Source organism: Lactobacillus sp. 3B(2020) (assembly GCF_013487845.1).
GTDB classification, from domain to species: Bacteria; Bacillota; Bacilli; order Lactobacillales; family Lactobacillaceae; genus Limosilactobacillus; species Limosilactobacillus alvi.
This window is the reverse complement of the sequence record NZ_CP047410.1, coordinates 1,395,919-1,420,298: the sequence shown is the minus strand read 5'-3', so window position 1 is coordinate 1,420,298 and position 24,380 is coordinate 1,395,919. Positions and strand designations below refer to the sequence as shown.

23 protein-coding genes are annotated in these 24,380 nt (G+C 42.0%); 21 read left to right on the top strand and 2 right to left on the bottom strand.

Annotation, left to right across the window (positions count from 1 at the left end; all coding sequences use genetic code 11):
• Positions 1-47: 47 nt before the first annotated feature.
• From typA to holA, 10 genes are all read left to right on the top strand, one after another.
• Entirely contained in the window at positions 48-1,892 is a 1,845-nt protein-coding gene (gene typA / locus GTO83_RS07055) for a translational GTPase TypA (protein ID WP_180870020.1), read from the top strand.
• Positions 1,893-2,220: 328 nt separating this feature from the next.
• Positions 2,221-3,399 (top strand): FtsW/RodA/SpoVE family cell cycle protein, encoded by a 1,179-nt coding sequence (locus tag GTO83_RS07050; RefSeq protein WP_180870018.1) that lies wholly within the window; start codon positions 2,221-2,223, stop codon positions 3,397-3,399.
• Complete coding sequence (locus tag GTO83_RS07045; RefSeq protein WP_180870017.1) at positions 3,392-3,670, top strand: YlbG family protein; 279 nt, start codon at positions 3,392-3,394, stop codon at positions 3,668-3,670. Before GTO83_RS07050 ends, GTO83_RS07045 begins: the two co-directional genes overlap by 8 nt.
• Before the next feature lie 3 nt (positions 3,671-3,673).
• Positions 3,674-4,240 carry a 16S rRNA (guanine(966)-N(2))-methyltransferase RsmD gene (gene rsmD, locus GTO83_RS07040; protein ID WP_180870015.1) on the top strand — a complete coding sequence of 189 codons (567 nt, stop codon included), beginning with the start codon at positions 3,674-3,676 and terminating at the stop codon, positions 4,238-4,240.
• Positions 4,240-4,761, top strand: coding sequence for a pantetheine-phosphate adenylyltransferase (coaD, locus tag GTO83_RS07035; RefSeq protein WP_180870013.1), 522 nt, complete (start codon positions 4,240-4,242; stop codon positions 4,759-4,761). The genes rsmD and coaD overlap by 1 nt, the downstream gene beginning before the upstream one ends.
• A 12-nt stretch (positions 4,762-4,773) precedes the next feature.
• Positions 4,774-5,829 carry a SepM family pheromone-processing serine protease gene (locus GTO83_RS07030; protein ID WP_180870012.1) on the top strand — a complete coding sequence of 352 codons (1,056 nt, stop codon included), beginning with the start codon at positions 4,774-4,776 and terminating at the stop codon, positions 5,827-5,829.
• 217 nt (positions 5,830-6,046) lie between these two features.
• Complete coding sequence (locus GTO83_RS07025) at positions 6,047-6,691, top strand: helix-hairpin-helix domain-containing protein (protein WP_180870010.1); 645 nt, start codon at positions 6,047-6,049, stop codon at positions 6,689-6,691.
• A 65-nt stretch (positions 6,692-6,756) separates the two neighbouring features.
• Positions 6,757-7,239, top strand: a complete 483-nt coding sequence (locus GTO83_RS07020; RefSeq protein WP_180870008.1) for a ComE operon protein 2 — start codon at positions 6,757-6,759, stop codon at positions 7,237-7,239.
• A gap of 12 nt (positions 7,240-7,251) precedes the next feature.
• Entirely contained in the window at positions 7,252-9,501 is a 2,250-nt protein-coding gene (locus tag GTO83_RS07015) for a DNA internalization-related competence protein ComEC/Rec2 (RefSeq protein ID WP_255463196.1), read from the top strand.
• A complete protein-coding gene (holA, locus tag GTO83_RS07010) occupies positions 9,471-10,490 on the top strand; it encodes a DNA polymerase III subunit delta (protein WP_180870005.1) in 1,020 nt (339 codons plus the stop codon). The genes GTO83_RS07015 and holA overlap by 31 nt, the downstream gene beginning before the upstream one ends.
• 127 nt (positions 10,491-10,617) lie before the next feature.
• Here the strand turns inward: holA and rpsT are convergent, their stop codons facing one another.
• Positions 10,618-10,872 (bottom strand): 30S ribosomal protein S20, encoded by a 255-nt coding sequence (gene rpsT / locus GTO83_RS07005; RefSeq protein ID WP_180870004.1) that lies wholly within the window; start codon positions 10,870-10,872, stop codon positions 10,618-10,620.
• A gap of 246 nt (positions 10,873-11,118) precedes the next feature.
• Here rpsT and rpsO point away from each other — a divergent pair, with 246 nt between their 5' ends.
• From rpsO to GTO83_RS06965, 8 genes are all read left to right on the top strand, one after another.
• Positions 11,119-11,388, top strand: coding sequence for a 30S ribosomal protein S15 (rpsO, locus tag GTO83_RS07000; RefSeq protein WP_019205880.1), 270 nt, complete (start codon positions 11,119-11,121; stop codon positions 11,386-11,388).
• Between the two features lie 394 nt (positions 11,389-11,782).
• The gene (locus GTO83_RS06995; protein WP_180870003.1) at positions 11,783-13,597 is read left to right on the top strand and encodes a ribonuclease J; all 1,815 of its coding nucleotides are present in this window, start codon (positions 11,783-11,785) and stop codon (positions 13,595-13,597) included.
• A gap of 71 nt (positions 13,598-13,668) precedes the next feature.
• Positions 13,669-14,571, top strand: a complete 903-nt coding sequence (locus GTO83_RS06990) for a hypothetical protein (RefSeq protein WP_180870001.1) — start codon at positions 13,669-13,671, stop codon at positions 14,569-14,571.
• A gap of 198 nt (positions 14,572-14,769) precedes the next feature.
• Positions 14,770-15,960, top strand: coding sequence for an elongation factor Tu (gene tuf / locus GTO83_RS06985; RefSeq protein ID WP_180870000.1), 1,191 nt, complete (start codon positions 14,770-14,772; stop codon positions 15,958-15,960).
• Positions 15,961-16,177: 217 nt separating this feature from the next.
• Positions 16,178-17,494, top strand: a complete 1,317-nt coding sequence (tig, locus tag GTO83_RS06980; RefSeq protein ID WP_180869998.1) for a trigger factor — start codon at positions 16,178-16,180, stop codon at positions 17,492-17,494.
• A 220-nt stretch (positions 17,495-17,714) separates the two neighbouring features.
• Positions 17,715-18,968 (top strand): ATP-dependent Clp protease ATP-binding subunit ClpX, encoded by a 1,254-nt coding sequence (gene clpX / locus GTO83_RS06975; RefSeq protein WP_180869996.1) that lies wholly within the window; start codon positions 17,715-17,717, stop codon positions 18,966-18,968.
• A 9-nt stretch (positions 18,969-18,977) separates the two neighbouring features.
• On the top strand, positions 18,978-19,568 hold the full coding sequence (gene yihA / locus GTO83_RS06970) for a ribosome biogenesis GTP-binding protein YihA/YsxC (RefSeq protein WP_180869994.1): 591 nt from the start codon (positions 18,978-18,980) through the stop codon (positions 19,566-19,568).
• Positions 19,569-19,868, top strand: coding sequence for a nucleoside triphosphate pyrophosphohydrolase family protein (locus GTO83_RS06965; protein ID WP_180869992.1), 300 nt, complete (start codon positions 19,569-19,571; stop codon positions 19,866-19,868).
• Positions 19,869-19,979: 111 nt separating this feature from the next.
• On the opposite strand, the gene GTO83_RS06960 is transcribed toward GTO83_RS06965, so the two are convergent.
• Positions 19,980-20,123, bottom strand: coding sequence for an SPJ_0845 family protein (locus GTO83_RS06960; RefSeq protein WP_180869990.1), 144 nt, complete (start codon positions 20,121-20,123; stop codon positions 19,980-19,982).
• 137 nt (positions 20,124-20,260) lie between these two features.
• On the opposite strand from GTO83_RS06960, the gene uvrC reads away from it, so the two are divergent.
• The 3 genes from uvrC (at position 20,261) to rnz (ending at position 24,377) form a co-directional block, all read left to right on the top strand.
• Positions 20,261-22,072 carry an excinuclease ABC subunit UvrC gene (uvrC, locus tag GTO83_RS06955; protein ID WP_180869989.1) on the top strand — a complete coding sequence of 604 codons (1,812 nt, stop codon included), beginning with the start codon at positions 20,261-20,263 and terminating at the stop codon, positions 22,070-22,072.
• A 63-nt stretch (positions 22,073-22,135) separates the two neighbouring features.
• The gene (gene obgE / locus GTO83_RS06950) at positions 22,136-23,437 is read left to right on the top strand and encodes a GTPase ObgE (protein ID WP_180869987.1); all 1,302 of its coding nucleotides are present in this window, start codon (positions 22,136-22,138) and stop codon (positions 23,435-23,437) included.
• 13 nt (positions 23,438-23,450) lie between these two features.
• Positions 23,451-24,377 carry a ribonuclease Z gene (rnz, locus tag GTO83_RS06945; protein WP_180869985.1) on the top strand — a complete coding sequence of 309 codons (927 nt, stop codon included), beginning with the start codon at positions 23,451-23,453 and terminating at the stop codon, positions 24,375-24,377.
• Positions 24,378-24,380 lie beyond the last annotated feature (3 nt).

Here is a 24,380-nt window from a genome sequence, read left to right as displayed (position 1 = left end):
TTTTTTATGAAAAATTTTGATTCCATAAGAAGAAAGGAAGATTAGAATTGACATCGCGCGACGATATTCGAAACATTGCGATCATTGCCCACGTTGACCACGGTAAGACGACCTTAGTTAACGAAATGTTAAAGCAATCTGATACTTTGCCAGAACACTTTGATATCCAAGATCGGGCTATGGATACCAACGCTATTGAACGTGAACGGGGGATTACGATTCTCTCAAAGAACACGGCGGTTAAGTACGGTAAGTACCAAATTAATATTCTAGATACCCCAGGTCACGCCGATTTCGGTGGTGAAGTTGAACGGGTTATGAAGATGGTTGACGGGGTGCTTTTGGTTGTCGATGCCTTTGAAGGAACGATGCCACAAACCCGGTTTGTTTTGAAAAAAGCATTGGAACAACACCTTGTGCCAATTGTTGTGATTAACAAAGTTGACCGGAAGGGCGCTCGTCCAGAAGAAGTTGTGGATGAAGTCTTAGACCTTTTCATTGAGTTAGGGGCTGACGAAGACCAACTTGATTTCCCAGTGGTATATGCTTCAGCAATGAACGGAACTTCAAGTTACGACTCCGATATTGCAAGCCAAGAACACACGATGAAGCCACTCTTTGATACCATTATCAAGACGATTCCTGCACCGATTGACAACTCAGATGAACCACTCCAATTCCAAGTTGCAATTCTTGATTACAACGATTTCGTTGGCCGGATCGGGATTGGTCGGGTCTTCCGTGGCCGGATCAAGGTTGGGGATCAAGTTACCTTAATGAAGCTTGATGGCTCCCAAAAGAGCTTCCGGGTTACAAAGCTCTTCGGGTTCTTCGGTTTAAAGCGGGAAGAAATCCAAGAAGCCCAAGCTGGTGATTTAATTGCCGTTTCTGGGATGGAAGATATCAACGTTGGGGAAACCGTTACCGATCCTAACCATCCAGAAGCCTTAACCCCGCTGCGGATTGATCCACCGACGTTGCAAATGACTTTCCGGACTAATGACTCACCATTTGCTGGTCGAGAAGGTGAATTCGTTACATCACGGCAGCTTGAAAACCGGTTACGTTCCGAATTGCATACTGACGTTTCACTCCGGGTGGATGACACGGATGATCCAGGTGCATGGACGGTTTCTGGTCGTGGTGAATTACACCTTTCCATCTTGATTGAAACTTTACGGCGGGAAGGTTATGAATTAGCGGTTTCTCGGCCACAAGTTATCTACCGGGAAATTGACGGGGTTGAATGTGAACCATTTGAAGAAGTTCAAGTTGATACTCCTGACGAATACACTGGTTCCGTAATTGACTCCCTTAACAAGCGGAAGGGTGAAATGCAAAACATGGAACAAACGGATAATGGTCAAACTCGTTTGACTTACCTTGTTCCATCACGGGGCTTAATTGGTTACTCAACGGAATTTATGTCCTTAACCCGTGGTTATGGGATTTTGAACCACACCTTTGAAAAGTATGCTCCAGTTATTCGAAACTGGAACCCAGGTCGGCAAAAGGGGACCTTGGTTTCCATGAATGCTGGGAAGGCAACGACTTACGCCATGATGGGAATCGAATCCCGGGGGACCTTGTTAATTGATCCAGGGACGGAAGTTTATGAAGGAATGATCGTTGGTGAAAACAGCCGGGAAAACGATATTACGGTTAACATCACCAAGGGTAAGAACTTGACGAACGTCCGGGCTGCTGGTTCTGATGAAATGGCGCGGATTAAGACGCCAACCCACTTGTCATTGGAAGAATCACTTGAATTCTTGAACGATGATGAATACTGTGAAATTACACCGCAAAATATTCGGTTACGGAAGCAGATTCTGAATACCAATGCCCGGGAAAAGGCTGCTAAGCGGCGTAAGCAAGCACAAAACAAGTAAGTGTGCGTTGAAAAGAGGTTGGGAAAAAAGCTCCTTGACGGCCTGGTTGGGATAAGAAGAACGAAGGTTGATTCATTAGAATCAGCCTTTCGTTCGCACTTATCCGCTAAGGCCGTGCTTTTGGACCTTAGTTACTGAGTAACATTCGGAGATGCAAAGGAGGCCTGGAAGAAACGTGCGTTTCTTCCAGGCCTTTTTTTATCATTATCGTTTAAAATTTAGCTAATTAATCTTGCTTAGTATCAGAAGAATAAGGCTTGCGTTATAATGTTAAACAGATAATTTTATCAAGGGCTAACAAATTAGTTAACGGGAATTCGAGGAAGTTATGTGGAAAATTCGGAAGAAAATTAGAATGCTTGATCTGTGGCTTTTTTTGCCATACATCATTTTATGTGGAATTGGAATCGTAATGGTTTATTCCGCCAGTGCCGCAATTCGCATGCAAACTGGGGGATCGCCAACTGCTTATTTAATTAAACAGGCAATTTACGTAATCATGGGGCTCATCATTACCCTTTTTATTTACAATATGAATATTGAAAAATTACGCTACCCCAAGCTGGTGAAGTACGGCTGTTGGGGGGTAATTGGGCTATTAGTTTTGGTCCGACTAATCGGGCAAGCGGTTAATGGTGCTCGGGGTTGGTTAGATTTAGGTTTTTTTAGTATTCAACCTGCCGAAGTTGCCAAGTTTTACTTGATTATTTATTTGGCGCATCATTTTGCATCGATGGAAAATTATCCTAATCCAGATTATAAAATTAAGTATGTGCGCCCGGCATTAGTTGTTGTTGGAATTTTGGGTTTGATTTTGATTCAGCCAGATACTGGGGGGATGGCAATTAACGGAGTCATCGCCCTCGTAATGTTTTTGGCTAGTGGTTCAACTTGGAAACGCAGTTCCTTAATTTTAACTTCAATTGTGATTTTGGTAATGCTTGGCTTGCCCCTTGGCTCAAGTTGGCTTGTTGACCATGCGGGAAATAGTTATCGGGTTGCTAGGTTTGTGGCTTACTTAAATCCATTTGGAACGAAAAATGGGGCCGGTAGCCAACTGGTTAATTCCTATTATGCGATTAGTAACGGCGGGTTAACCGGGGTTGGTCTAGGAAATAGTATTCAAAAGATGGGGTATTTACCAGAACCGAATACCGACTTTATCCTAGCAGTAATTGCCGAAGAACTTGGTTTTGTGATGGTTGTGATTATTTTAGGCTTAATCGCCGTCATTGTTTGTCGTGCAATTTATCTGGGAGCGAAAACTAATCACGTTTATGAAGGACTCCTTTGTTATGGGGTTGCCACTTTCTTTTGTATTGAAACGGTCTTTAATATCGGTGGGGTATCAGGCTTATTACCAATTACTGGGGTGACCTTACCATTCATCTCTTATGGTGGTTCAAGTATGGTCGTCTTAAGTGCTTCGCTAGGTTTAGTTTTAAACGTTGCTCGTCGAATTCACGAACGAGAAATTCAAGGGGAAGGGGCGACGATGAATGTTTAAAATTAAAGAACGGCAGAGTTTAGTTGTTTCGATTGCGAGTCGGCGAGTTATTCGCGTGCTGAGGCACTATGGCCGTATTCAATATGTTTCAAAAAAAATGCGGTATGTTATCATGTACGTCGATGCAGACCGTGTAGCAAGTGTTTTACCAGAAATTAAAAAGTTACGTAATGTAACCAAAGTCGTGTTTTCTCACTGGCGCGAACTTGATCCCGAAGTGGTGGATCTAAAGTCGACCGGATTATATAAAACACAAGATGAGGATGATTAAAGAATGCGAGTAGTTTCAGGTGAGTTTCGGGGGCGAAAGTTAAGTGCCGTTCCGGGGATGGCAACGCGACCAACCACCGATAAAGTTAAGGAAGCTTTGTTTAATATTATTGGTCCCTACTTTGATGGGGGCGTGAGCTTAGATTTATTTGCGGGTAGCGGTGGTCTGAGTATTGAAGGGGTTAGCCGGGGCATTGACCGGGCGGTCCTGATTGACCGGCAATATGCGGCAATCAAGACAATTAAAAAGAACGTTGCAGCCACCAAACGGCCGGAAAAGTTTCAAATTTTTAAGCAGGATGCTACCAAGGCGCTGCACCTTTTACAAAATCAAAATGAACATTTTGACTTGGTTTACCTCGATCCCCCGTATGCAAAACAAAAAATTGTTGAAAACCTGTCTTTGATGGTCGAACTTGGTTTATTAAACCCAGGGGCGGTGATTGTCGCCGAAACAAATCAAGAAGCAAACCTACCAGTTGATTTACCTGGCTTTGAAATGGTGCGCCGGCAAGATTATGGCATCACGGTTTTGAACATTTATCACTTTACAGGAAGGAAGAACGATTAATGAAAGTAGCAATTTTTCCAGGAACTTTTGATCCTTTGACCCTTGGCCACCTCGATCTAATTAAGCGGGGGAGTGCTTTATTTGATCAGTTAGCTGTTGCGGTGATGACTAATACGGCCAAGGATCCGCTCTTCAGTGTTGAAGAACGGGTAGCCCAAGTTAAGAAGGCAACAAGTGGTTTTGATAATGTTTCGGTGATTACAGCAACCGGTCTGACAGTTAATCTGATGAACAAAATTGGCGCTGATTACTTGTTACGGGGGTTACGGAATACTAATGACTTCCAGTACGAACGCGATATTGCGGCGATGAACCAATTTTTGGATGATCAAGTTGAAACGGTATTTTTGTTAGCCGATCCTAAGTATCAACACCTTTCAAGTAGTCTCTTGAAAGAAGTGGCCCGTTTTGGTGGTGATATTGATCCTTACTTACCATCAAATATTTCGGCCGACTTAGCTAAGCGGATGCAAAAACGGGAAGAAGAACGGATTAGCCTGCGTAACCAAAACCAAAAATAGGATGGCGATTGAATGAGTAAAAAACAGGATCAACGGATTTTGCGCCGGATTTTCGGAGTAATTGTGGCAATCCTATTTATTGGCTGGGCGCTGTTCTGGCCATTAAATAGCTACATCGAGAGTCCGGGATCAGCTGATGATCTCAAAGCCTATGTAAAGGTCCAAGGACATCCTGATAAACAAAAGGGTAGTTTTATGATTACTTCGGTTTATCTTCAACAAGCGCGACCGGCAACGTGGGTGTGGGCAAAGTTTAATCCGCATGCAACGATCGAATCAGCTGCGGAAGTGACTGGTGGACAATCAAATAAGACCTACAACAAAGTTCAAGATTTTTATATGCAAAGCGCAATTAATGAAGCAATTGCGGTTGCTTATAAAGCAGCCCACCAGGAATACACGAAAAAATATTTAGGAATCTATGTTCTTTCAGTGCAAAAGAATTCTAAATTCCGCCATCAGATTAAAGTGGGTGATACGATTACGGCTGTCAATGGTCATCACTTTAACAATGCTAGTGGGTATCAACAATACATTGCACACCAGAAGGTTGGGAGTCAACTTACAGTCACTTACCTTCACAATGGAAAAGTGGCCCAAGCAAAACAAAGGTTAGTGAAACTTGCAACTGGCAAAACTGGGATTGGCATCATCTTGACTGATAATGTTAAGGTTGATACCAAGATCAAGGCTTCAATCACCCCTGGGCAAATCGGTGGACCCTCTGGTGGTTTGATGTTTGCCCTCCAGGTATACAATCAACTAATCCAGACAAATTTACGGCACGGGTTAAAGATTGCGGGGACGGGAACGATCAATGCCAAGGGCCAAGTTGGTGAAATCGGTGGAATTGATAAAAAGGTGATCGCTGCTCATAAAGCCGGAGCAAAGATTTTCTTTGCCCCGTACGTTAAACCAACTAAAGAACTTCTTAAGTATGAAGAAGGTCATCAAACAAATTATCAAATGGCCAAAGCAACCGCTAAAAAATATGCGCCAGGGATGAAAGTTGTCCCGGTTCAAACCTTTAATGATGCGGTTAAGTATTTAAAAAATTATCATGAATAAAGAACTTAACAGTGAGGCTGGGGAAAAAGCTCCTTGACGGCCTCACTGTTTTTGTATTTCCAACCTCTGATTTAAGATATTGGCAGTACTTTTATCAAATACCTAGAAATTTTGATGTCAGCCCTTTAGCTTACTGCAAGCAAAAAAATTAAAAAATTGCGAATGCTACTAATTTTGCGGCATTTTTTACGTATATATATATTAGGGGGTGAAAAAAATGGAACAGTTACTTGCTAAGTTACGTGAGCTTTGGGAAATGCATCGAAAGGAAGTGATCATTGGGATCATAAGTATCATCTTTGGGGGCTATTATTGGTACCAGCATCAGGGGATGAATACAAATTTGGCAACTAATAATGCCGTTAACCAAACTAGTCAGGTTAAGTCGACAGCTAGTTCAGCAACGCCCGCTGGAAAGGTTACGGTTGACATAAAAGGAGCGGTTAACAAACCCGGAGTTTATACTTTACCTAAAACGTCGCGGGTTCAAGAAGCCGTTACGGCGGCTGGTGGTCAGACTAGTCAAGCGGATATGCGTCAGGTGAACTTGGCTAAAGAATTGATGGATCAACAGGTAGTTTATATTCCGGTCCAGGGAGAACAACTGTCGGGAGTGACAACGGCTTCTGCGACTGGTTTGGATGGTTCAACTGATAGTTCGGGGAGTCAGCCAAAAATTAATTTAAATCAAGCCACCAAAGATGATTTGCTGAAGATAAGTGGGATTGGCGATAAAAAAGCCGATAAAATCATTGAATATCGCCAAAGCCATGGACAGTTTAAAACGATTGATGAGTTAAAAAATGTCGATGGGTTTGGCGAAAAAACCGTCGCAAAATTAAAAGAGCAACTTGCGGTTTAATCTGGTGTCCCCTTCAAACTTTGCTATACTAGAACTATTATTGAAAATTGAATGGGGGTATTATTGTGCAGAAAAGAATTGATTGGGATCAGTACTTTATGATTCAGGCAGCTTTGTTGGCTTCGCGGTCAACGTGTAAGCGTCTATCTGTCGGGGCCGTCTTGGTCCGTGATAAGCGGATTATCGGTAGTGGTTATAATGGCTCTGTATCTGGCGACGTCCATTGTATTGATGAAGATTGTTGCCTGCGGGATGGCCATTGTGTGCGGACGATCCATGCGGAAATGAATGCCATTTTACAATGTGCTCGATTTGGGACATCAACGGATGGGGCAGTGGTTTATGTAACTGATTTTCCGTGCTTACAATGTACTAAGAGCTTACTTCAAGCGGGAATTACCCAAATTAATTATTTGCGAAATTATCATAATGATGAATACGCAATGCGTTTAATTACCATGAAGGGGGTTAAACTCCACCAGATTAAACTTGATCCAGATATTTTGGATGAGGTCAATTTAGACCAATATATTCATCCAAAGGATTAGCTTACGGTTCAAATTTGGACTTTTTTTGCGGCGGTAGGGGTTTCGTTACTAGCGGCAGTTAGCCTTGCTCATCAATGGTGGGCAATTTTTGCCCTCGGCTACTTTCTGTGGCGCTTACTAACTTGGCGTTCGAAAAGCGGTCGGTGGCTAGTGGTGGTTTGTTGCATTCTAATGGGTGGACGGTGCTGGTTACAGATTCAGCATCAGCAAAAACAAACTCTAGCAACTGAGAAAACCGGGACCTACCAAGTCACTGTCTTACCTGATCAGTGGCGAGTTAATGGTAATTTTGCCCAGGCAACGGGAAAGTATCAAAATCAAAAAGTCCTGGTTCAGTTATTCCTAACCAGTCAGCAACAGCAACGTGAATTAATGGCAGTTACCCAACCGGTTTGCTTGCAAATTCATGGTAAAATTAGTCCCTTACTACCAGCGACTAATCAAAATCAATTTGATTATCGTTTTTACAAACAACAATTAGGGATTTATAACCAAATTAAGGGTCAGGGAAGTTTGCGCCTATTGCCAGGGCAGACTTTACTTGACCAGCTCCATTGCTTGCGAGCTCGGATAAGTCACCGTTTTACTAATTTCCCGCAACCCCTGGCAAGTTATTGTCAACGTCTCCTTTTAGGACAAAGTGATCCAGAGTTAGCAACCACAATTGGGGCAGCGCGTGAACTCGGGGTGATCCATCTTTTCTGTTTATCAGGTTTACACGCCTTCGTTTTTGTCGGATTACTTGAATTTGTTCTGCGTCAACTTCACTTGACCCAAGAAACAATTACGTTGGTTGCTATTTTGGCCTTACCGTTTCTTTGGATCCTGGGAGGTGGGGCGGTAAGTTTAACCCGGGCGATTCTGATGCTAGAACTCCAATTAATTGCGAAAGCTTTGGGAAAGAATCAACAGGTAGCATGGAATGCCAGCTTAATTATTCATTCTTTGATTATGCCTGGAGTGCTCCTATCGTTGGGGGGTCAGCTATCTTATTTATTAGCCTTAGCAATCGGGCGCTGTCGGATCACCCATCCGGGTTTACGGGCAATTGCCATTCAGTTGGTAGGCTTACCAGCATTACTCGTTTCCGCATACCAATTTCATTTTTTAACGGTCCTTTTAAATTGGCTATTAATCCCACTATTTGGTAGTTTTATTTTACCGGCTGTTATCGTGACCGCTGGATTTGGTCAGAGCCTGCCAATCTTAATTTCAATTACTAACCAACTCTTGTTAATCTTTCAAAATACTTTAATTCAAATTGCGACTTGGCCGGGAAATGTTTACTTTGGTAAAATTAGCCCGCTAATTGCAGTCGGCTTAACTGTGATGGCGTTAGTTTTGATTGAAAAGGAGTCTCATTTTAGACGGTATTGGTCACTATTAGGATCGGTGTACCTCATTTGTTTTTGTTTTATCCATTTCCCCCTTAGTGGTGAGGTAACCTTTGTCGATATTGGGCAAGGAGATTGTGCAATTATTCGTACACCGTTTAATCGCCAGGTAATTATGATTGATACTGGTGGCCAATTGACTTTTCGCCAACCAGCTTGGGCAAAGCGAATAAATATGAATGACCGGGCGACCAGTACCAGCATTAATTACTTAAAAAGTAAAGGAATTCACCGGATTGATTATCTATGCTTAAGCCATAGTGATGCTGATCACATTGGTTTTACTAGTACGGTTATGAAAAATTTACAAGTTAAAACAATCTTAGTGCCAGCGGGAATGGAGAAAATGCCAAAATTTACCAAACGGTTACCAAAGAAAGTAGCGGTAGTCCCGGTAACAGACCAGCAACATTTGGAAGGGTTCCCGCTATTGATTTTGCATCCATTTAAAACAGGACAGGGTAAAAATGAAGACTCGATGGTTTTATGGGGAGAACTGGGGGGTAAAAAATTTATCTTTAGCGGTGATCTTGATCGAGCTGGTGAACGTGCTGTTATCAAAAAATATCCACCAGTCCAAGCGGATATCGTAAAATTAGGTCACCATGGGAGTAAAACAGCAAGTGATCCTCAATATTTAAGTCACCTTCACCCCCAACTGGCAATCATTTCAGCGGGTCGCCAAAATCGGTATGGCCACCCAAATCAAGAAACGATTCAAACTTTAAAGCGAATTGGATGTCCCTTTATGTCGACGCAGAATCGGGGGATGATTACTTACCAATATTGGGGAAAACGAGGAAGCATAATCACAAAATTAAAGGGAAGTGAATTAAAATGGATGTTGCCACTCTACGCACGCAATTAAAAACAGTTCCACCAGCTCCAGTCTATTTAGTTTTAGGGACCCAACAGGTCTTAATTGATCAAGCAAGAGAAGCTTTTTTAAAGCTGATTCCAGCCGAAGAACAAGTCATGAATGTTGGCTCCTATGATTTAGAAGAAACCAGCCTAGCCGATGCGATTGACGATGCGGAATCAAGTCCTTTTTTTGGAGAACGGCGCTTGGTAATTTTAAATAAGCCAACTTTTTTAACCGGTGGAAATAGTCGTGGGAAAATTAAACAGAATCCAGATTTACTTCAAGATTATTTAAAGACTCCTCAGCCATCAACGGTTTTAGTCATTTTAGCCCCATATGAGAAACTAGACGGTCGCAAGGGAGTAGTTAAGGCATTAAAGAAGCAAGCGGTTGAAGTCAGCGCTGCACCACTAACTGAAAAAGAGGCCCGGCAATTAATTCAAAGTCAAGTCCAAACGGCTGGGTACCGATTCGAAGATGAAGCCTTAGATGAACTGATTCGCCGGACAAATGCCGATTATGGGCGTATGATGGCTTGGTTACCACAATTAAAATTACTTGATATTGATACTAAAACCATTAAGTTAACCAGCGTTAAAGGTCTGGTTACTCAATCTTTAGATGAGAATGTTTTTGACCTAGTAACTGCGGTTTTAAAACGTCAACAAGAACATTCGCTGGATTTGTACCGGCAATTGATTGCTGCCCAACAACAACCACTTCAAATTAATGCGGTTTTAGTTAGTCAATTTCGGTTGCTCTTGCAAGTTAAAATTTTAGCGGCCCGGGGGTTGAGTCAAGCAACTTTAGCTAAGCAACTGCGAGTTCACCCCTACCGGGTAAAATTAGCGCTGCAAACGGTTCGAAACTTTAGCCTTGCGCGCCTCGCGCAAGCATTTTTAGGGTTAATTCAAATTGAAAAAGCTCTGAAGACCACTAGTCGGTCACCAGAGCTACTATTTCAATTATTTTTACTTAAGTATCAAGCTAATTGATTATTTGTCTTGAAAACTTTGAGGAAGATAAGGTTGGGAAAAAAGCTTCTTCCTAGCCTCATCCTCTTCTTTTTTATGTACAAAAAAACTGGTGTTTGTCACTTGACTAACACCAGTTTTATTTTAATTACTTAGCAAGACGTGCAGCGAGGCGTGACTTGTCACGAGCTGCCTTATTAGCCTTGATTAAGCCCTTAGAGTGGGCCCGGTCGATAGCGGAGACTGCTTGCTTGTAAAGATCTTCTACGTTGTCGGCCCCGGCTAACTTAGCCTTGTCGAACTTCTTAATAGCAGTCCGCATAGCGCTCATTTGAGAAGCATTCCGTGCAGCTGCCTTTTCGTTAACGCGGACGCGTTCGATTGCTGACTTGATAATTGGCATTTTAATTTCACCTCCGGACCTTTTGGTATCGGTTGACCAGAATTTTTCAACATTTGTCATTATACAGAATCATTAGCTTCATTGCAATAGTTGATCCATAATGAAAAAAAGAAAACTTGCAATTAATGCCAGAATTTAGTATATTATCAACGGTCGCTAATGACCAGCCTATTTCTCAGTTTAACGATCCTCACCGGCGTTTTACTTAGAATTAGGGGTTTAAAAATGAAAGGTGGGAAAATAGTTATGGCTATTTCAAAGGAAAAGAAGAACGAAATCATCAAGCAATACGCTACGCACGAAGGAGACACTGGTTCTACTCAAGTTCAAGTTGCTGTTTTAACTGCTGATATTAACGAACTTAACGAACACATCCGGACGCACAAGCATGATTACCACTCACAACGTGGTTTGATGAAGAAGATTGGTCACCGGCGTAACCTTCTGGCTTACCTTCGGCGGACTGACTTACCTGCTTACCGTGAATTGATCAAGAGCCTTGGTCTTCGTCGGTAATTTCCTTAAGAGGTCGAGAGTAAACCTTCTCAACAGTTTAAAAAGGATAAGGAGAGAGGGGTGAGATTCATAAGAATCGTGCTTGGAGCGATTAGCGGCAGTTGCCATTCAGCTACTGTTTCGTTTGAACTTATGCTCTAAGTCCATGGCTTTCGACCGTAACTTCTGAGTAATATTCAGAGATATGAGAAAGACTAGGAAGAATTCATGTTTCTTCCTAGTCTTTTTTCTTTTTTCAAGGTGAAAACTAAGATTATTGACAAACCTTTGAATTGCTAAGCGTGGGTGTGGTAAGATGTTACTAATTAATATTCTGTATGAAATATCGGTTAGCTTACCCAACCATTATCAGTTAACCAAGACAGTTGAATCAATTTAAAGGAGACTTTTTAGCGTGAGTAAAATTAATGTAATTCCCTTTGGGGGCGTGCGCGAAAACGGTAAGAATATGTATGCCGTTGAAATTAATGAGCAAATATTTATTTTAGATTGTGGTCTAAAATATCCTGAAAACGAATTGATGGGGATTGATGTTGTTATTCCCGATTGGTCATATCTTAAGGAACATGCGGATCGTATCGCGGGAGTTTTCTTAACCCATGGCCACGCTGATGCAATTGGAGCCTTGCCTTACTTCTTAATGGATTTCAAAGTTCCGGTTTTTGGAAGTAAGTTAACAATTGAATTGGCTAAGTTAGCAGTTAAGCAACATAAACAAGTTAAGAAGTTTAATGATTTTCATGAAGTTGATCCGGCAACGGAAATAGACTTCCAAGACGTAACGGTTAGCTTCTTTAGTACCACGCATACCTTACCAAATACCTTAGGGGTTGTTTTGCATACCGATGAGGGTGAAATTGTTTACACGGGTGATTTTAAGTTTGATCAAACTGCTCGTGATGGTTACCGGACGGACCTTGCAAGATTAGCTCAAATTGGTCAAAATGGCGTTTTACTGTTATTGAGTGATTCGGCAGGGGCAGCATTAACCGATGCTTCGACCCGAGAAAAGGATATTGCTGCCTACATTAAAGATGTTTTTGAAAACCATAATGGTCGGATCGTTGTTGGAAGTGTTGCATCAAATATTATGCGGGTTCAACAAATTTTTGATGCCGCAGAAGCTAGTGGGCGGAAGGTTGTTCTCTCTGGTGGACAAGATCTGGAGCAAATCATTAGTACGGCAATGAATTTAGGCAAGTTGCACTTTGATGCTAAACTCCTAATTTCAATGGAAGAAACGGAAGATTTAGAACCAAGTCAAGTCGTGATCCTTGAGACTGGTAAAATGGGCGCCCCAATTAAAGCTTTACAAGAGATTGCCAATGGCGATGATCCAAAAGTTCAACTCGGCGAAGGCGACTTGGTATTTGTTGCTACGACTCCTTCATATGCGATGGAAGCAGTGGTCCAAAAAGTTACTGACATGCTTTACCGGACTGGCGCAGAAGTGAAGTTTATTGCTCAAGATCTTAATCCATCGGGGCATGGAAACCAAAATGACGAACAATTAATGCTTAACTTCATGCACCCAACTTTCTTTATGCCAATTCAAGGAGAATATCGCCTTCTTGATCAACATGCCATTTTGGCAGAAGAAGTTGGTATTCCTCGCGAAAACATTTTCTTAACGAATAAGGGGGATGTATTGACCTACCAAGATGGGACTTTCCACCTTGGTGATCGAATTGAAGTCGGTAACACCATGATCGATGGAATTGGGGTCGGTGATATCGGGAATATTGTGCTTCGTGATCGGCGGGTTCTTTCAGAAGATGGGATTTTTGTCGTGGTGGCAACAATTGATCGGAAGAAGAAGCAAATTGTTACCCGGCCACAAATTACTTCCCGCGGTTTTGTCTTTGTGAAGACAAATCGGCAATTAATGAAGCAAAGTGCAGAATTAGTTGAACAAATTATCCAGGAGGACCTTGACCAAAAAGAATTTGATTGGAGTCATTTAAAGCAAAATGTGCGCGACAAATTAAATCGGTTCTTGTTTAATCAGACCAAGCGTCATCCGGTAATTTTGCCGGTCATTATGGAAATTAACCAACATCCAAAGCGGAAAAACAAGCCAAAGAAGCAAACCGCTACTCCCAAAACTAAAGAAGGTGGCAAGGCAAAACGTCAAAGTAACCGGCCATCACGTGGGCGAGGAAAAAAGCGGAAGCGGCAAGAAACAGCAAAACAGACTGATGAAAAATAATTCTTAAGATCGGGGCTAGGAAGAAACGGAGTTCTTCCTGGCCTCTTCTTTTAACAAATTAAGGAGAGAAAATGACAGATAAGCAAAATGAGCAGTTAAATCAGGCCCAGCAGGCGCTGAAGGCGGGTGAAACGGAAAAAGCCTTAAAGAAGCTAGCAACTTTGAATGATGAAGTTGATGCTTATGAGGTTAACTTAGCATACGTAAAGGCTTTAACACAGGCAGAAAACTATACTCAAGCCTTAGTAATTGCGAATGAACGACGTTTTGAGTACCAAAATTCAGCTACCGGGGTAGAATTATTAATTAATCTTGAATTGAAAAATGGTAACTTTATCAATGCCCGATTATTGGTTGAATCTTTGCCAGAAATTTCAAAAAATAGATTTCAAAAAAATATTCATTTATCTGAACATCAAGCCTTAGTTTCAATGCCGCAGACTTTAAGAACTCGTCAACAACATTTCTTTCATTTAGGTGATGGGGGATTTATAAAGCAACAGCGTAATTTTAACGACGCTGTTCAACTACCGCTAGACCTGTATTTACAAGGAAGTCAGTTTGTTTTAAGGGATCCATTTGTCAAACCAATTATCAAGAGTAGCTTAGTTCAAGTATTGGTTAAATTGAAAATCAACAAGGAATTTAAGCTCTTATGGTTGGATAACCAAGAATACCCAATTATTCCGGCCCAATTTGCAACCATCGAAACTCATGCAACTGTTGAGCACGTTTACCACGTTCTCCAACATAAATATGAAAATAATGATCCGATAACTTATCATATGCGGTTGCAACAATTTAATCTCCAAGTTGCCTTACTTTATCCGTTCATTAATAAAGCCATTATTGATCCGCAAAAGTGGGTAGCTATCATGGGGACTCCCCGTCAAGGCGGAGAAGCGCCAATCGTGCAAGAAATGCGAAATTGGCAGGAACGTTTAAACCAAATTTTGTTTCAAATGGGAATCTAGCAATTTGATTCCGAAAAAGTTAGTCAAATCCGTTTACAAATCAAGGGTGAACTGATATTATGATTAAGAATTCTGGTTAACTAATTTTCTTCTTTGAATTAGCGATCAGAAGTAGTACAATAAGATATAAGGGTGTGTCTAGTCATTTTTTAAATGGATAGGCATGATACTTGTAATTTACTCAGGAGGGTTTCATAAATGGCAGAAAAAGAACATTATGAACGTACTAAACCACACGTTAACATTGGTACTATTGGCCACGTTGACCACGGTAAGACTACTTTAACTGCAGCTATTACTAAGGTATTGGCTGAAAAGGGCTTGGCTAAGGCAGAAGATTACTCTGATATCGATGCTGCTCCAGAAGAAAAGGAACGTGGTATCACTATCAACACTGCCCACGTTGAATACGAAACTGAAAAGCGTCACTACGCTCACATCGACGCCCCAGGTCACGCTGACTACGTTAAGAACATGATCACTGGTGCTGCTCAAATGGATGGTGCTATCTTGGTTGTTGCCGCAACTGATGGTCCTATGCCACAAACCCGTGAACACATCCTTCTTGCTCGTCAAGTTGGTGTTCAATACATTGTTGTCTTCTTGAACAAGACTGACCTTGTTGACGATGATGAATTGGTTGACTTAGTTGAAATGGAAGTTCGTGACCTCTTGTCCGAATACGACTTCCCTGGTGACGATATTCCAGTTATTCGTGGGTCCGCTTTAAAGGCCCTCGAAGGTGACGAAGAACAAGAAAAGGTTATCCTTCACTTGCTCGACGTTGTTGACGAATACATCCCAACTCCACAACGTCCTACTGACAAGCCATTCATGATGCCAGTTGAAGACGTCTTCACGATTACTGGTCGTGGGACTGTTGCTTCTGGTCGTATCGATCGTGGTACTGTTAAGATCGGTGACGAAGTTGAAATCGTTGGTTTGAAGGATGAAATCCTTAAGTCAACCGTTACTGGTGTTGAAATGTTCCACAAGACGCTTGACCTTGGTGAAGCTGGGGACAACGTTGGGGTATTGCTTCGTGGTATCTCACATGACCAAATCGAACGTGGTCAAGTTTTGGCTGCTCCAGGTTCCATCCAAACTCACAAGGAATTCAAGGGTGAAGTCTACGTTATGACCAAGGAAGAAGGGGGTCGTCACACTCCATTCTTCTCAAACTACCGTCCACAATTCTACTTCCACACGACTGACGTTACTGGGACTATCGAATTACCAGATGGTGTAGAAATGGTTATGCCAGGGGACAACGTAACCTTTACTGTTGCCCTTCAAAAGCCAGTTGCCATTGAAAAGGGTCTTAAGTTCACTATTCGTGAAGGTGGACACACTGTTGGTGCCGGTGTGGTATCAGAAGTGCTTGACTAATTTTATTGGTTAAAATGAAAAGAGGTTGAGGAAACTCAACCTCTTTTTTACTTTTTTCGTAGCTGTTTGAAATTCTTTTTACAAAAGGATAAAAGAATTGTTTTGGGATGAGAATCCAGTTTAAACAGTTGAAATCTAAGCATAGCTAGGGTAAACTTAATAAGTATGTAAGGTTGGCCAAGCCAGCCAAAACTGAATAGTTATTGGAGGAAATGAAATGTCAGCAAAATGGGAACGCGAAAGCGATGCCAGCAAAGGGACATTAACGTTCGAAATTGATACTGAAACGGTTAAGAAGGGAATTGACCAAGCATTCAAGAAGACGCAAAAGCGGATCACGGTACCTGGTTTCCGGAAGGGGCATGTTCCACGGACCATCTTCAACCAAATGTATGGTGAAGAAGCCCTTTACCAAGATGCTTTGAACGCGGTCTTACCAGATGCATATGAAGCAGCAATTAAGGAAACTGAAATTGAACCCGTTGCCCAACCAGAAATCAACGTTGAAAGTATGGAAAAGGATCAACCTTGGAAGCTTACTGCTACGGTTTACGTTAAGCCTGAAGTTACGCTTGGTGACTACAAAGGAATGTCAGTTCCAAAGCAAGATACGAGCGTTAGCGATGCTGATGTTGACAGTGAACTTGAAAAGAAGCGTCAACAACAAGCAGAACTTGTTTTGAAGGAAGATGCACCGGCTGAAAATGGTGACACGGTTGTTATTGACTACGTTGGAACGATTGATGGTGAAAAGTTTGATGGTGGTTCTGCCGACAACTACTCACTTGAACTTGGTTCTGGTAGCTTCATTCCAGGTTTTGAAGATCAATTGGTTGGCCACAAGGCTGATGAAAAGGTTGACGTTAAGGTTACCTTCCCAGAAGATTACCATGCTAAGGAATTAGCTGGTAAGGAAGCTAACTTTGCGGTAACGATCCACGAAGTAAAGGAAAAGCAATTACCAGAAATGGACGACGAATTTGCTAAGGATGTTGACGAAGATGTTGACACTTTAGCTGATTTAAAGGAAAAGACGAAGAAGCAACTTCAAGAACAAAAGGAAACGGCTGCTAAAGCTGCAATTGAAGATGCTGCTATTGAGGCTGCGGTTAACAACGCTACGACGGAAGATATTCCACAAGCCATGCTTGATGATGACACTAACCGTCAAATGCAACAATACTTGGCTGGGATGCAACAACAAGGGATTAACCCTCAAATGTACTTCCAAATCACTGGGACTTCTGAAGATGACCTTAAGAAGCAATTTGCTGACGGGGCTGAAAAGCGGGTTAAGACTAACTTGGTACTTGAAGCCATCGTTAAGGATGCTAATTTAACGGCTTCTGATGAAGAAATTGATGCCGAAGCCAGTGACTTAGCAGAAGAATACGGGATGGACAAGGACGCCGTTTTGAAGGCTCTTTCTAAGGACATGCTTGCCCACGATGTTGAAATCAAGAAGGCTGTTGACTTGATTGCTGATTCAGCAAAGCAAGATTTGCCTGCAAAGTCTGACGAAGAAGACAAGTAATCTCCAAGAGAGATGAGATGAAAAGAGTTCCGGCAACTTGTCGGGCTCTTTTTCTTTACCTTTGAAAAAGAATCCGTCATAATTGGCAAAGAAAATTGAAAACAAATCAATTATTCGAATTTTGCAGTTGAATTTGCTATTATTAAAAAGCATGATTACAAGGGAATCTTTTGCCTAAGTTAAAAGGTTTAAAGGTGCCCAATAAGGAGGCAATTACTGAATGTTTGAAGATACGGATACTGAACAAAACGTTCACTGCTCCTTTTGTGGAAAGTCACAAGATGAGGTAAAAAAGATTGTTGCGGGTCCTGGCGTTTATATTTGTAACGAATGCGTTGAACTCTGCCAACAAATTATTGATCAGGAATTAGCGGATGAAGCAAGTACGCAGGGGACTTTTAAGGTTCCAACACCCGCAGAAATTATGGCGGAACTTGACGATTATGTAATTGGTCAAAAAGAAGCTAAAAAAACACTTTCGGTTGCGGTCTATAATCACTATAAGCGAGTTAATGCAATGACTACTGGCGATAATAATGATACCGAACTCCAAAAGAGTAACATTGCGGTAATCGGACCGACCGGGTCAGGGAAGACTTATTTAGCCCAATCATTAGCTCGAATTTTAAATGTACCGTTTGCAATTGCCGACGCCACGACCTTAACAGAAGCTGGTTATGTTGGTGAAGACGTTGAAAACATTATCCTTAAACTCGTGCAAGCTGCTGATTACGATGTTGAACGGGCCGAAAAAGGGATTATCTACATCGACGAAATTGATAAAATCGCAAAAAAAAGTGAAAATGTTTCCATTACCCGTGATGTATCTGGAGAAGGGGTTCAACAAGCCCTTTTGAAGATTTTAGAAGGTACGATTGCTAATGTTCCGCCACAGGGTGGTCGGAAACATCCGCAACAGGAATTTATCCAAGTTGATACTAGCAATATTCTTTTTATCGTTGGTGGTGCTTTTGATGGCATTGAAAGTATTGTAAAGGAACGGTTAGGGGATAAGACGATTGGTTTTGGTACCGATTCACGGGAAATCAACGATGTCACAGATAAAAATATTTTGCAACATGTGATTCCTGAAGATCTGCTGAAGTTCGGTTTGATTCCAGAATTTATTGGCCGGCTTCCGGTTTTAACGGCTTTGGAAAAGCTTGACGAAGCTGATTTAGTTCGGATCTTAACCGAACCGAAGAATGCTCTGGTTAAGCAATATCAAGAATTAATCCGGCTTGACGGAAGTGAACTTGAATTTACCGCACCAGCCCTTAAAGAAATGGCTAGATTGGCGATTGCTCGCAATACCGGTGCGCGGGGCTTACGATCAATTATTGAAGATGTAATGCGAGACGTGATGTTTGATTTACCAAGCCGGCAAGATGTGGCCAAAGTTGTGATTACAAAGGCAAGTGTAACTAATCACGAAGAACCAAAATACGTGATGACAGACCAACAAGCTTCATAGGGGGCATCCATGGAAGTAAATCAAGTTGAACTGACGATCAGCGCGGTTGAAGAGGAACAATACCCGACTGGAAACCAACCAGAGATTGCCTTGGTCGGCCGCTCCAATGTTGGAAAGTCATCCTTGACAAATGTCTTAATTAATCGAAAAAATTTTGCTCATACTTCGAGCCAACCCGGAAAAACACAAACGCTTAACTTTTACCATGTTGAAGATCAACTATATTTTGTTGATGTTCCAGGTTATGGTTACGCCAAGGTTTCGAAAAAGCAGCGGGAAAAATTTGGTAAGATGATTGAGCATTACCTCTCCAGTCGTCCCCAATTAAAAGGCGTTATTGAATTAGTAGATGGGCGGCATGAACCAACAGATGATGATGTTGCGATGTATCAATGGTTAACGTATTATCATGTGCCAACCTTAGTGGTTGCGACGAAGGTTGATAAAGTAAAGCCAAGTCAATTCAATCGCATTGAAAAGCAAGTGCGCCAAGTATTTTCAATGACTAAAATAGCGCCATTCCAACTTTTTTCAGCCCAAACCAAACTAGGTAAAGAAGCGGTGTGGAATTGGATTAGCCAACAGACGGGGGTAAAGTAAATGGACTTTAATGACTACCAAGAGGCGGCCAAAAGAACCTTATATGGGAATGAACAAGTTTTAACTAATTGTGCACTTGGTTTAGCTGGCGAAAGCGGCCAAGTTGTTGATTTAGTTAAAAGTTATACTTTTAAAGGAAAACCGTTGGATCGAGAACAATTAATTCATGAGATGGGGGATGTTTTATGGTACCTCTCTCAAGTTGCCGAATGGGCGAATATTCCGTTTGAGGAAGTTGCGAAGAAGAATATCGAAACGTTAAACAAACGGTACCCCAATGGTTTTGATCGGCGTAAGTAAAAATTAGACGGTTGGAAAAAAGAAGGCCACCAATTTAAGGTCCAGGTTAACCTTATTGGTGGCCGTTCGTAGTTTTATTTTCAACCGCTATTACATAGGGGGTTATGTTAATTAACCCTTTTTAGTAGTCTTTTTATCATCATTTGATTTATTTTTCTGATCTTCTGGTTTTTCCTTTGTTGGTTTCTTAGGATCGATCGCAAAGTTATCAAATAGGCGGTCGAGTGTGTCTTGACGACGGGTTACTAATCCCATTTTTTTCACCTCGGTATTAAATTTACCTGTTATTGTAACATAGAAAGATTGCCTGCCCAAATAAACGGCAAAGGTTAGGATCTGTAATCAGTGATGGTAAAAGATAGTACAATAGAGAGGTTGAAAGGAGCGGCAAAATGGCAAGTGAGTACTTAGAACATAAGCTTACCCTCCTTCCGGATGCTCCTGGTTGTTATTTAATGAAGAATGCAGCTGGGCACATAATTTACGTGGGGAAGGCTAAAAATCTAAAAAACCGGGTCCGTTCGTACTTTAAGAGTAGTCACACAGGTAAAGTAGCAAAAATGGTTGAAGAAGTGGCGGATTTTGAAACCATCGTTACTTCGACGAATAAGGAGTCTTTCTTATTAGAAATTACCTTAATTCAGAAGCACCAACCTTACTTTAATATTAAGTTAAAACGAGGGACTGGCTATCCTTATATTAAGATCACCAAAGAGCGCGACCCACAAATCAAAATTACCGGTCAGATTAAAAATGATGGGGCCGATTACTTCGGCCCCTATCCGAATGTTTACGCAGCAGAAGAAACGGTTCATTTTATTCAAAAGGTTTATCCACTACGTCGGTGTAATGGTTACCAAGGACGACCGTGTCTGTATTATCACCTTGGTCAATGCCTTGGCGCGTGCTTTAAAGCTGTTCCGCCTAGTGTTTATGAAGCACAAATCAAAAGAATTAAGTCTTTTTTGAATGGTAATACCGGCCAAATCAAAGCTGAATTAACCCGGAAAATGAATCAAGCGGCCGCAAGTCTTGAATTTGAACGGGCTGCTGAATTACGCGACCAACTTCACTATATTGAAGTTACCGTCGAAAAACAAAAGATTATTTCTAACGATAAGACCCCCCGGGATGTAATTAACTACTATTTTGATAAGGGGTGGCTGTCGCTACAAATCTTTTTTATTCGGCAAGCGCGTTTGATGAAGCGTGAAAAGCGGCTTTTTCCAGTCGTTGATAGTGCATCTGAAGAACTTACTTCTTTTATTCTGCAATTTTATCAACGTAAGAATAATATTCTTCCTAAGGAACTCTTATTACCTAAGGGGCTCCCAAATAAGGAATTAGCCGCCATTTTGGGTATTCCGGTCCGGACCCCGCAACGAGGAGAAAAGGTTCATTTATTAGAAATGGCCGAAGAAAATGCGCGGTTATCCTTAAATGAGAAATTCCGGCTCTTGGAAATGGATAAGCAAAAGACAACTGGGGCGATGACTGAAATTACGAATGCTCTTGGCTTACCAACTGCTCATAAAATTGAAGCTTTTGATCACTCTCATATCCAAGGGGCTGATCCGGTTTCAGCAATGGTAGTCTTTGTCGATGGTGAACCGGCAAAGAAACTGTATCGGAAGTATAAATTAACCACGGTGATTAATCACGCTGATGAAATTGCAAGCACCAAAGAAGTTATTCGGCGACGGTATTCACGACTTTTAAAAGAAGGTAAGCCGTTGCCGGATATGATCATGATGGATGGTGGCGCAATCCAAATGGATGCGGTTAAGGATGTTCTAGAAAATGAATTAGGCCTCCAGATTCCAGTTGTTGGGATGGTTAAGAATGATAAGCACCGGACGGCTGATCTTTTATTTGGACCAAATGACGAACACGTTGATTTGAATCCCCGGAGTCAAGGATTTTACTTAGTTCAGCGAATTCAAGACGAAGTTCACCGGTTTGCAATTACCTTCCATCGCCGGGTTCATACTAAGCATTCTCTGAGTTCGCGCTTAGATGAAATTAAGGGGGTTGGTCCGCGGACCAGAACTAAGTTGCTAAAAGCGTTTGGTTCGATTGATAAAATTGCGGAAGCTTCAGTCGATGAAATCCATGCCTTAGGGATCAATGAAAAAACAGCGCAGTTAATTAAGGTATCTTTACAAAAACGAGCGGCTGTTAACCGGGGAAGTAGTCACGACTGATTTTGACGGGCTTTCGCTTTTCCAATATAATAAAAATTAACGCTAAAAGAACGGAGTAAGAAAATGACAACCTTTGTGGATCAAATTAAGATTGAAGCCCATGCCGGAAAAGGCGGTAACGGCATGGTTGCCTTCCGGCGGGAAAAATACGTACCAAATGGTGGTCCTGCCGGTGGTGATGGAGGCCGTGGTGGTAGCATTGTTTTAAAAGTTGACGAAGGCCTGCGGACCCTAATGGACTTTCGCTACCATCGGATTTTTAAAGCGCAAAACGGGCAAAATGGAATGAGTAAGCAGATGACTGGAGCAGCAGCTGAGGATACCGTAATCGCAGTTCCCCAAGGGACGACGGTTCGTGATCTTGATACTGGTCAGATTATCGGTGATTTAGTAGAAAAGGGACAAACCTTGGTGGTCGCTAAGGGTGGTCGCGGTGGTCGCGGTAATATGCGGTTTGCTTCGGCTAAGAATCCGGCACCGGAAATTGCGGAAAACGGTGAGCCAGGAGAAGATCGCTACCTTGAATTAGAGTTAAAGATGTTAGCTGATGTCGGTTTGGTTGGTTTTCCTTCCGTTGGAAAGTCGACTTTATTATCGGTCGTAACTGGCGCTAAGCCTAAGATTGCGGCTTATGAGTTTACAACCTTGGTCCCAAATTTAGGGATGGTAATGTTACCAGATGGTCGTGATTTTGCGATGGCTGATATGCCCGGTTTAATAGATGGGGCGTCCAAGGGGGTTGGCCTCGGGTTACAATTTTTGCGGCATATCGAACGGACAAGGGTTCTATTACATCTTGTTGATATGGGAAGTCAAGATCCTGAACAAGCGATTGAACGCTATCATGCCATTAACCATGAATTAGCAAATTATGATCCTGAATTGTTAAAGCGTCCCCAAATTGTGGTTGCCACGAAGATGGATCTTCCAGAAGCAAAAGCAAATTTAGCCCATTTTAAAGCGGCCTTAGCAAAAAAAAGGCAGGAACCAGAAATCTTTGAAATCTCCGCCGTGACTCATCAAGGGGTTCAAGAATTAATGCAAAAGACGGCTAACTTGTTAGATGCAACACCTGCTTTTGATAGCTTGAGCCACGATGAAGCAGAAACTGTTAACTACGAAATCAAGGCGCCGGATGAAGGTCCAGCCTTTGAAATTAGTCGGGATCCAGATGGGACTTGGGTTCTTAGTGGGGCTAAGTTGGAAAAGCTATTTAAGATGACCGATTTAACGCACGAAGAAAGTCAACTTCGCTTTGCCCGGCAGCTACGGCATATGGGGGTTGATGAAGCATTACGGGCGAAGGGAATCAAGGATGGCGATCTTGTCCGAATTGAAGACTTTGCCTTTGAATTTATTCAGTAAAGAGGAAGCATGAATGCAGATTGAATTTTTAGGAACTGGGGCTGGTTCCCCAAGTAAACAACGTAATGTTTCAAGTTTAGCCTTGAAATTATTGGAGGAACGAAAAGCCGTCTGGCTATTTGATGTGGGCGAAGCGACACAACATCAGATTTTACGGACGACCATTCGCCCACGGAAAATTGAAAAAATCTTTATTACTCACCTACACGGGGATCATATTTTTGGCTTACCGGGGTTATTAAGTTCGCGTTCCTTCCAAGGAGGTACGGAACCATTAACAATTTATGGACCAAAGGGAATTAAAGAATATGTTCAAGTTGCCTTACGAGTGAGTGAATCCCGTCTTTCGTATCCCATTAAATTTGTTGAATTAACTGATGATGGCGAAATTTTTCACGATAAAACCTTTACCGTTTTTGCTAAGAAATTAGATCATAAAATTGCTTGTTTTGGTTATCGGATCGTGGAACATGATCATCCAGGAGAACTGTTAGTTGATAAACTTCAGGCGGCGGGCATTCCGGCAGGTCCAATTTATGGCCAATTAAAGGCCGGAAAAGTAGTTACGCTTCCAGATGGCCGCCAATTTGACGGGAAAGACTTTATTGGGGCTCCGCAAAAAGGGCGGGTAGTTGCAATCTTGGGTGATACCCGAAAAACCAAAGTAGTGCTGGAATTAGCCGATCATGCCGACGTTTTAGTTCATGAGAGCACCTTTGCTAAAAACGAAGCTAAACTAGCCCGGAATTATTATCATTCAACTAACGCTCAGGCAGCGACAATTGCTAAGCAAGCGCACGTTGGTCAGTTATTGTTAAATCATATTTCAGCCCGGTACGTTGGCAAAGCAACAGCACAGTTGGCTTATCAAGTTCGGGATATTTTTCCAGCAACCCGTGTGGTAAAGGATTTTGAAGAGATTGAAATTCCATTGAAGTAAAAG

Coding starts and splice junctions, on each gene's coding strand:
- GTO83_RS07045 (WP_180870017.1), top strand. CDS start 3,392: ATGTTTAAAATTAAAGAACGGCAGAGTTTAGTTGTTTCGATTGCGAGT.
- GTO83_RS07050 (WP_180870018.1), top strand. CDS start 2,221: ATGTGGAAAATTCGGAAGAAAATTAGAATGCTTGATCTGTGGCTTTTT.
- rpsO (WP_019205880.1), top strand. CDS start 11,119: ATGGCTATTTCAAAGGAAAAGAAGAACGAAATCATCAAGCAATACGCT.
- GTO83_RS06990 (WP_180870001.1), top strand. CDS start 13,669: ATGACAGATAAGCAAAATGAGCAGTTAAATCAGGCCCAGCAGGCGCTG.
- holA (WP_180870005.1), top strand. CDS start 9,471: ATGGATGTTGCCACTCTACGCACGCAATTAAAAACAGTTCCACCAGCT.
- rsmD (WP_180870015.1), top strand. CDS start 3,674: ATGCGAGTAGTTTCAGGTGAGTTTCGGGGGCGAAAGTTAAGTGCCGTT.
- tig (WP_180869998.1), top strand. CDS start 16,178: ATGTCAGCAAAATGGGAACGCGAAAGCGATGCCAGCAAAGGGACATTA.
- rnz (WP_180869985.1), top strand. CDS start 23,451: ATGCAGATTGAATTTTTAGGAACTGGGGCTGGTTCCCCAAGTAAACAA.
- obgE (WP_180869987.1), top strand. CDS start 22,136: ATGACAACCTTTGTGGATCAAATTAAGATTGAAGCCCATGCCGGAAAA.
- uvrC (WP_180869989.1), top strand. CDS start 20,261: ATGGCAAGTGAGTACTTAGAACATAAGCTTACCCTCCTTCCGGATGCT.
- GTO83_RS06965 (WP_180869992.1), top strand. CDS start 19,569: ATGGACTTTAATGACTACCAAGAGGCGGCCAAAAGAACCTTATATGGG.
- coaD (WP_180870013.1), top strand. CDS start 4,240: ATGAAAGTAGCAATTTTTCCAGGAACTTTTGATCCTTTGACCCTTGGC.
- clpX (WP_180869996.1), top strand. CDS start 17,715: ATGTTTGAAGATACGGATACTGAACAAAACGTTCACTGCTCCTTTTGT.
- tuf (WP_180870000.1), top strand. CDS start 14,770: ATGGCAGAAAAAGAACATTATGAACGTACTAAACCACACGTTAACATT.
- yihA (WP_180869994.1), top strand. CDS start 18,978: ATGGAAGTAAATCAAGTTGAACTGACGATCAGCGCGGTTGAAGAGGAA.
- GTO83_RS06960 (WP_180869990.1), bottom strand. CDS start 20,123: ATGGGATTAGTAACCCGTCGTCAAGACACACTCGACCGCCTATTTGAT.
- rpsT (WP_180870004.1), bottom strand. CDS start 10,872: ATGCCAATTATCAAGTCAGCAATCGAACGCGTCCGCGTTAACGAAAAG.
- GTO83_RS07025 (WP_180870010.1), top strand. CDS start 6,047: ATGGAACAGTTACTTGCTAAGTTACGTGAGCTTTGGGAAATGCATCGA.
- GTO83_RS07030 (WP_180870012.1), top strand. CDS start 4,774: ATGAGTAAAAAACAGGATCAACGGATTTTGCGCCGGATTTTCGGAGTA.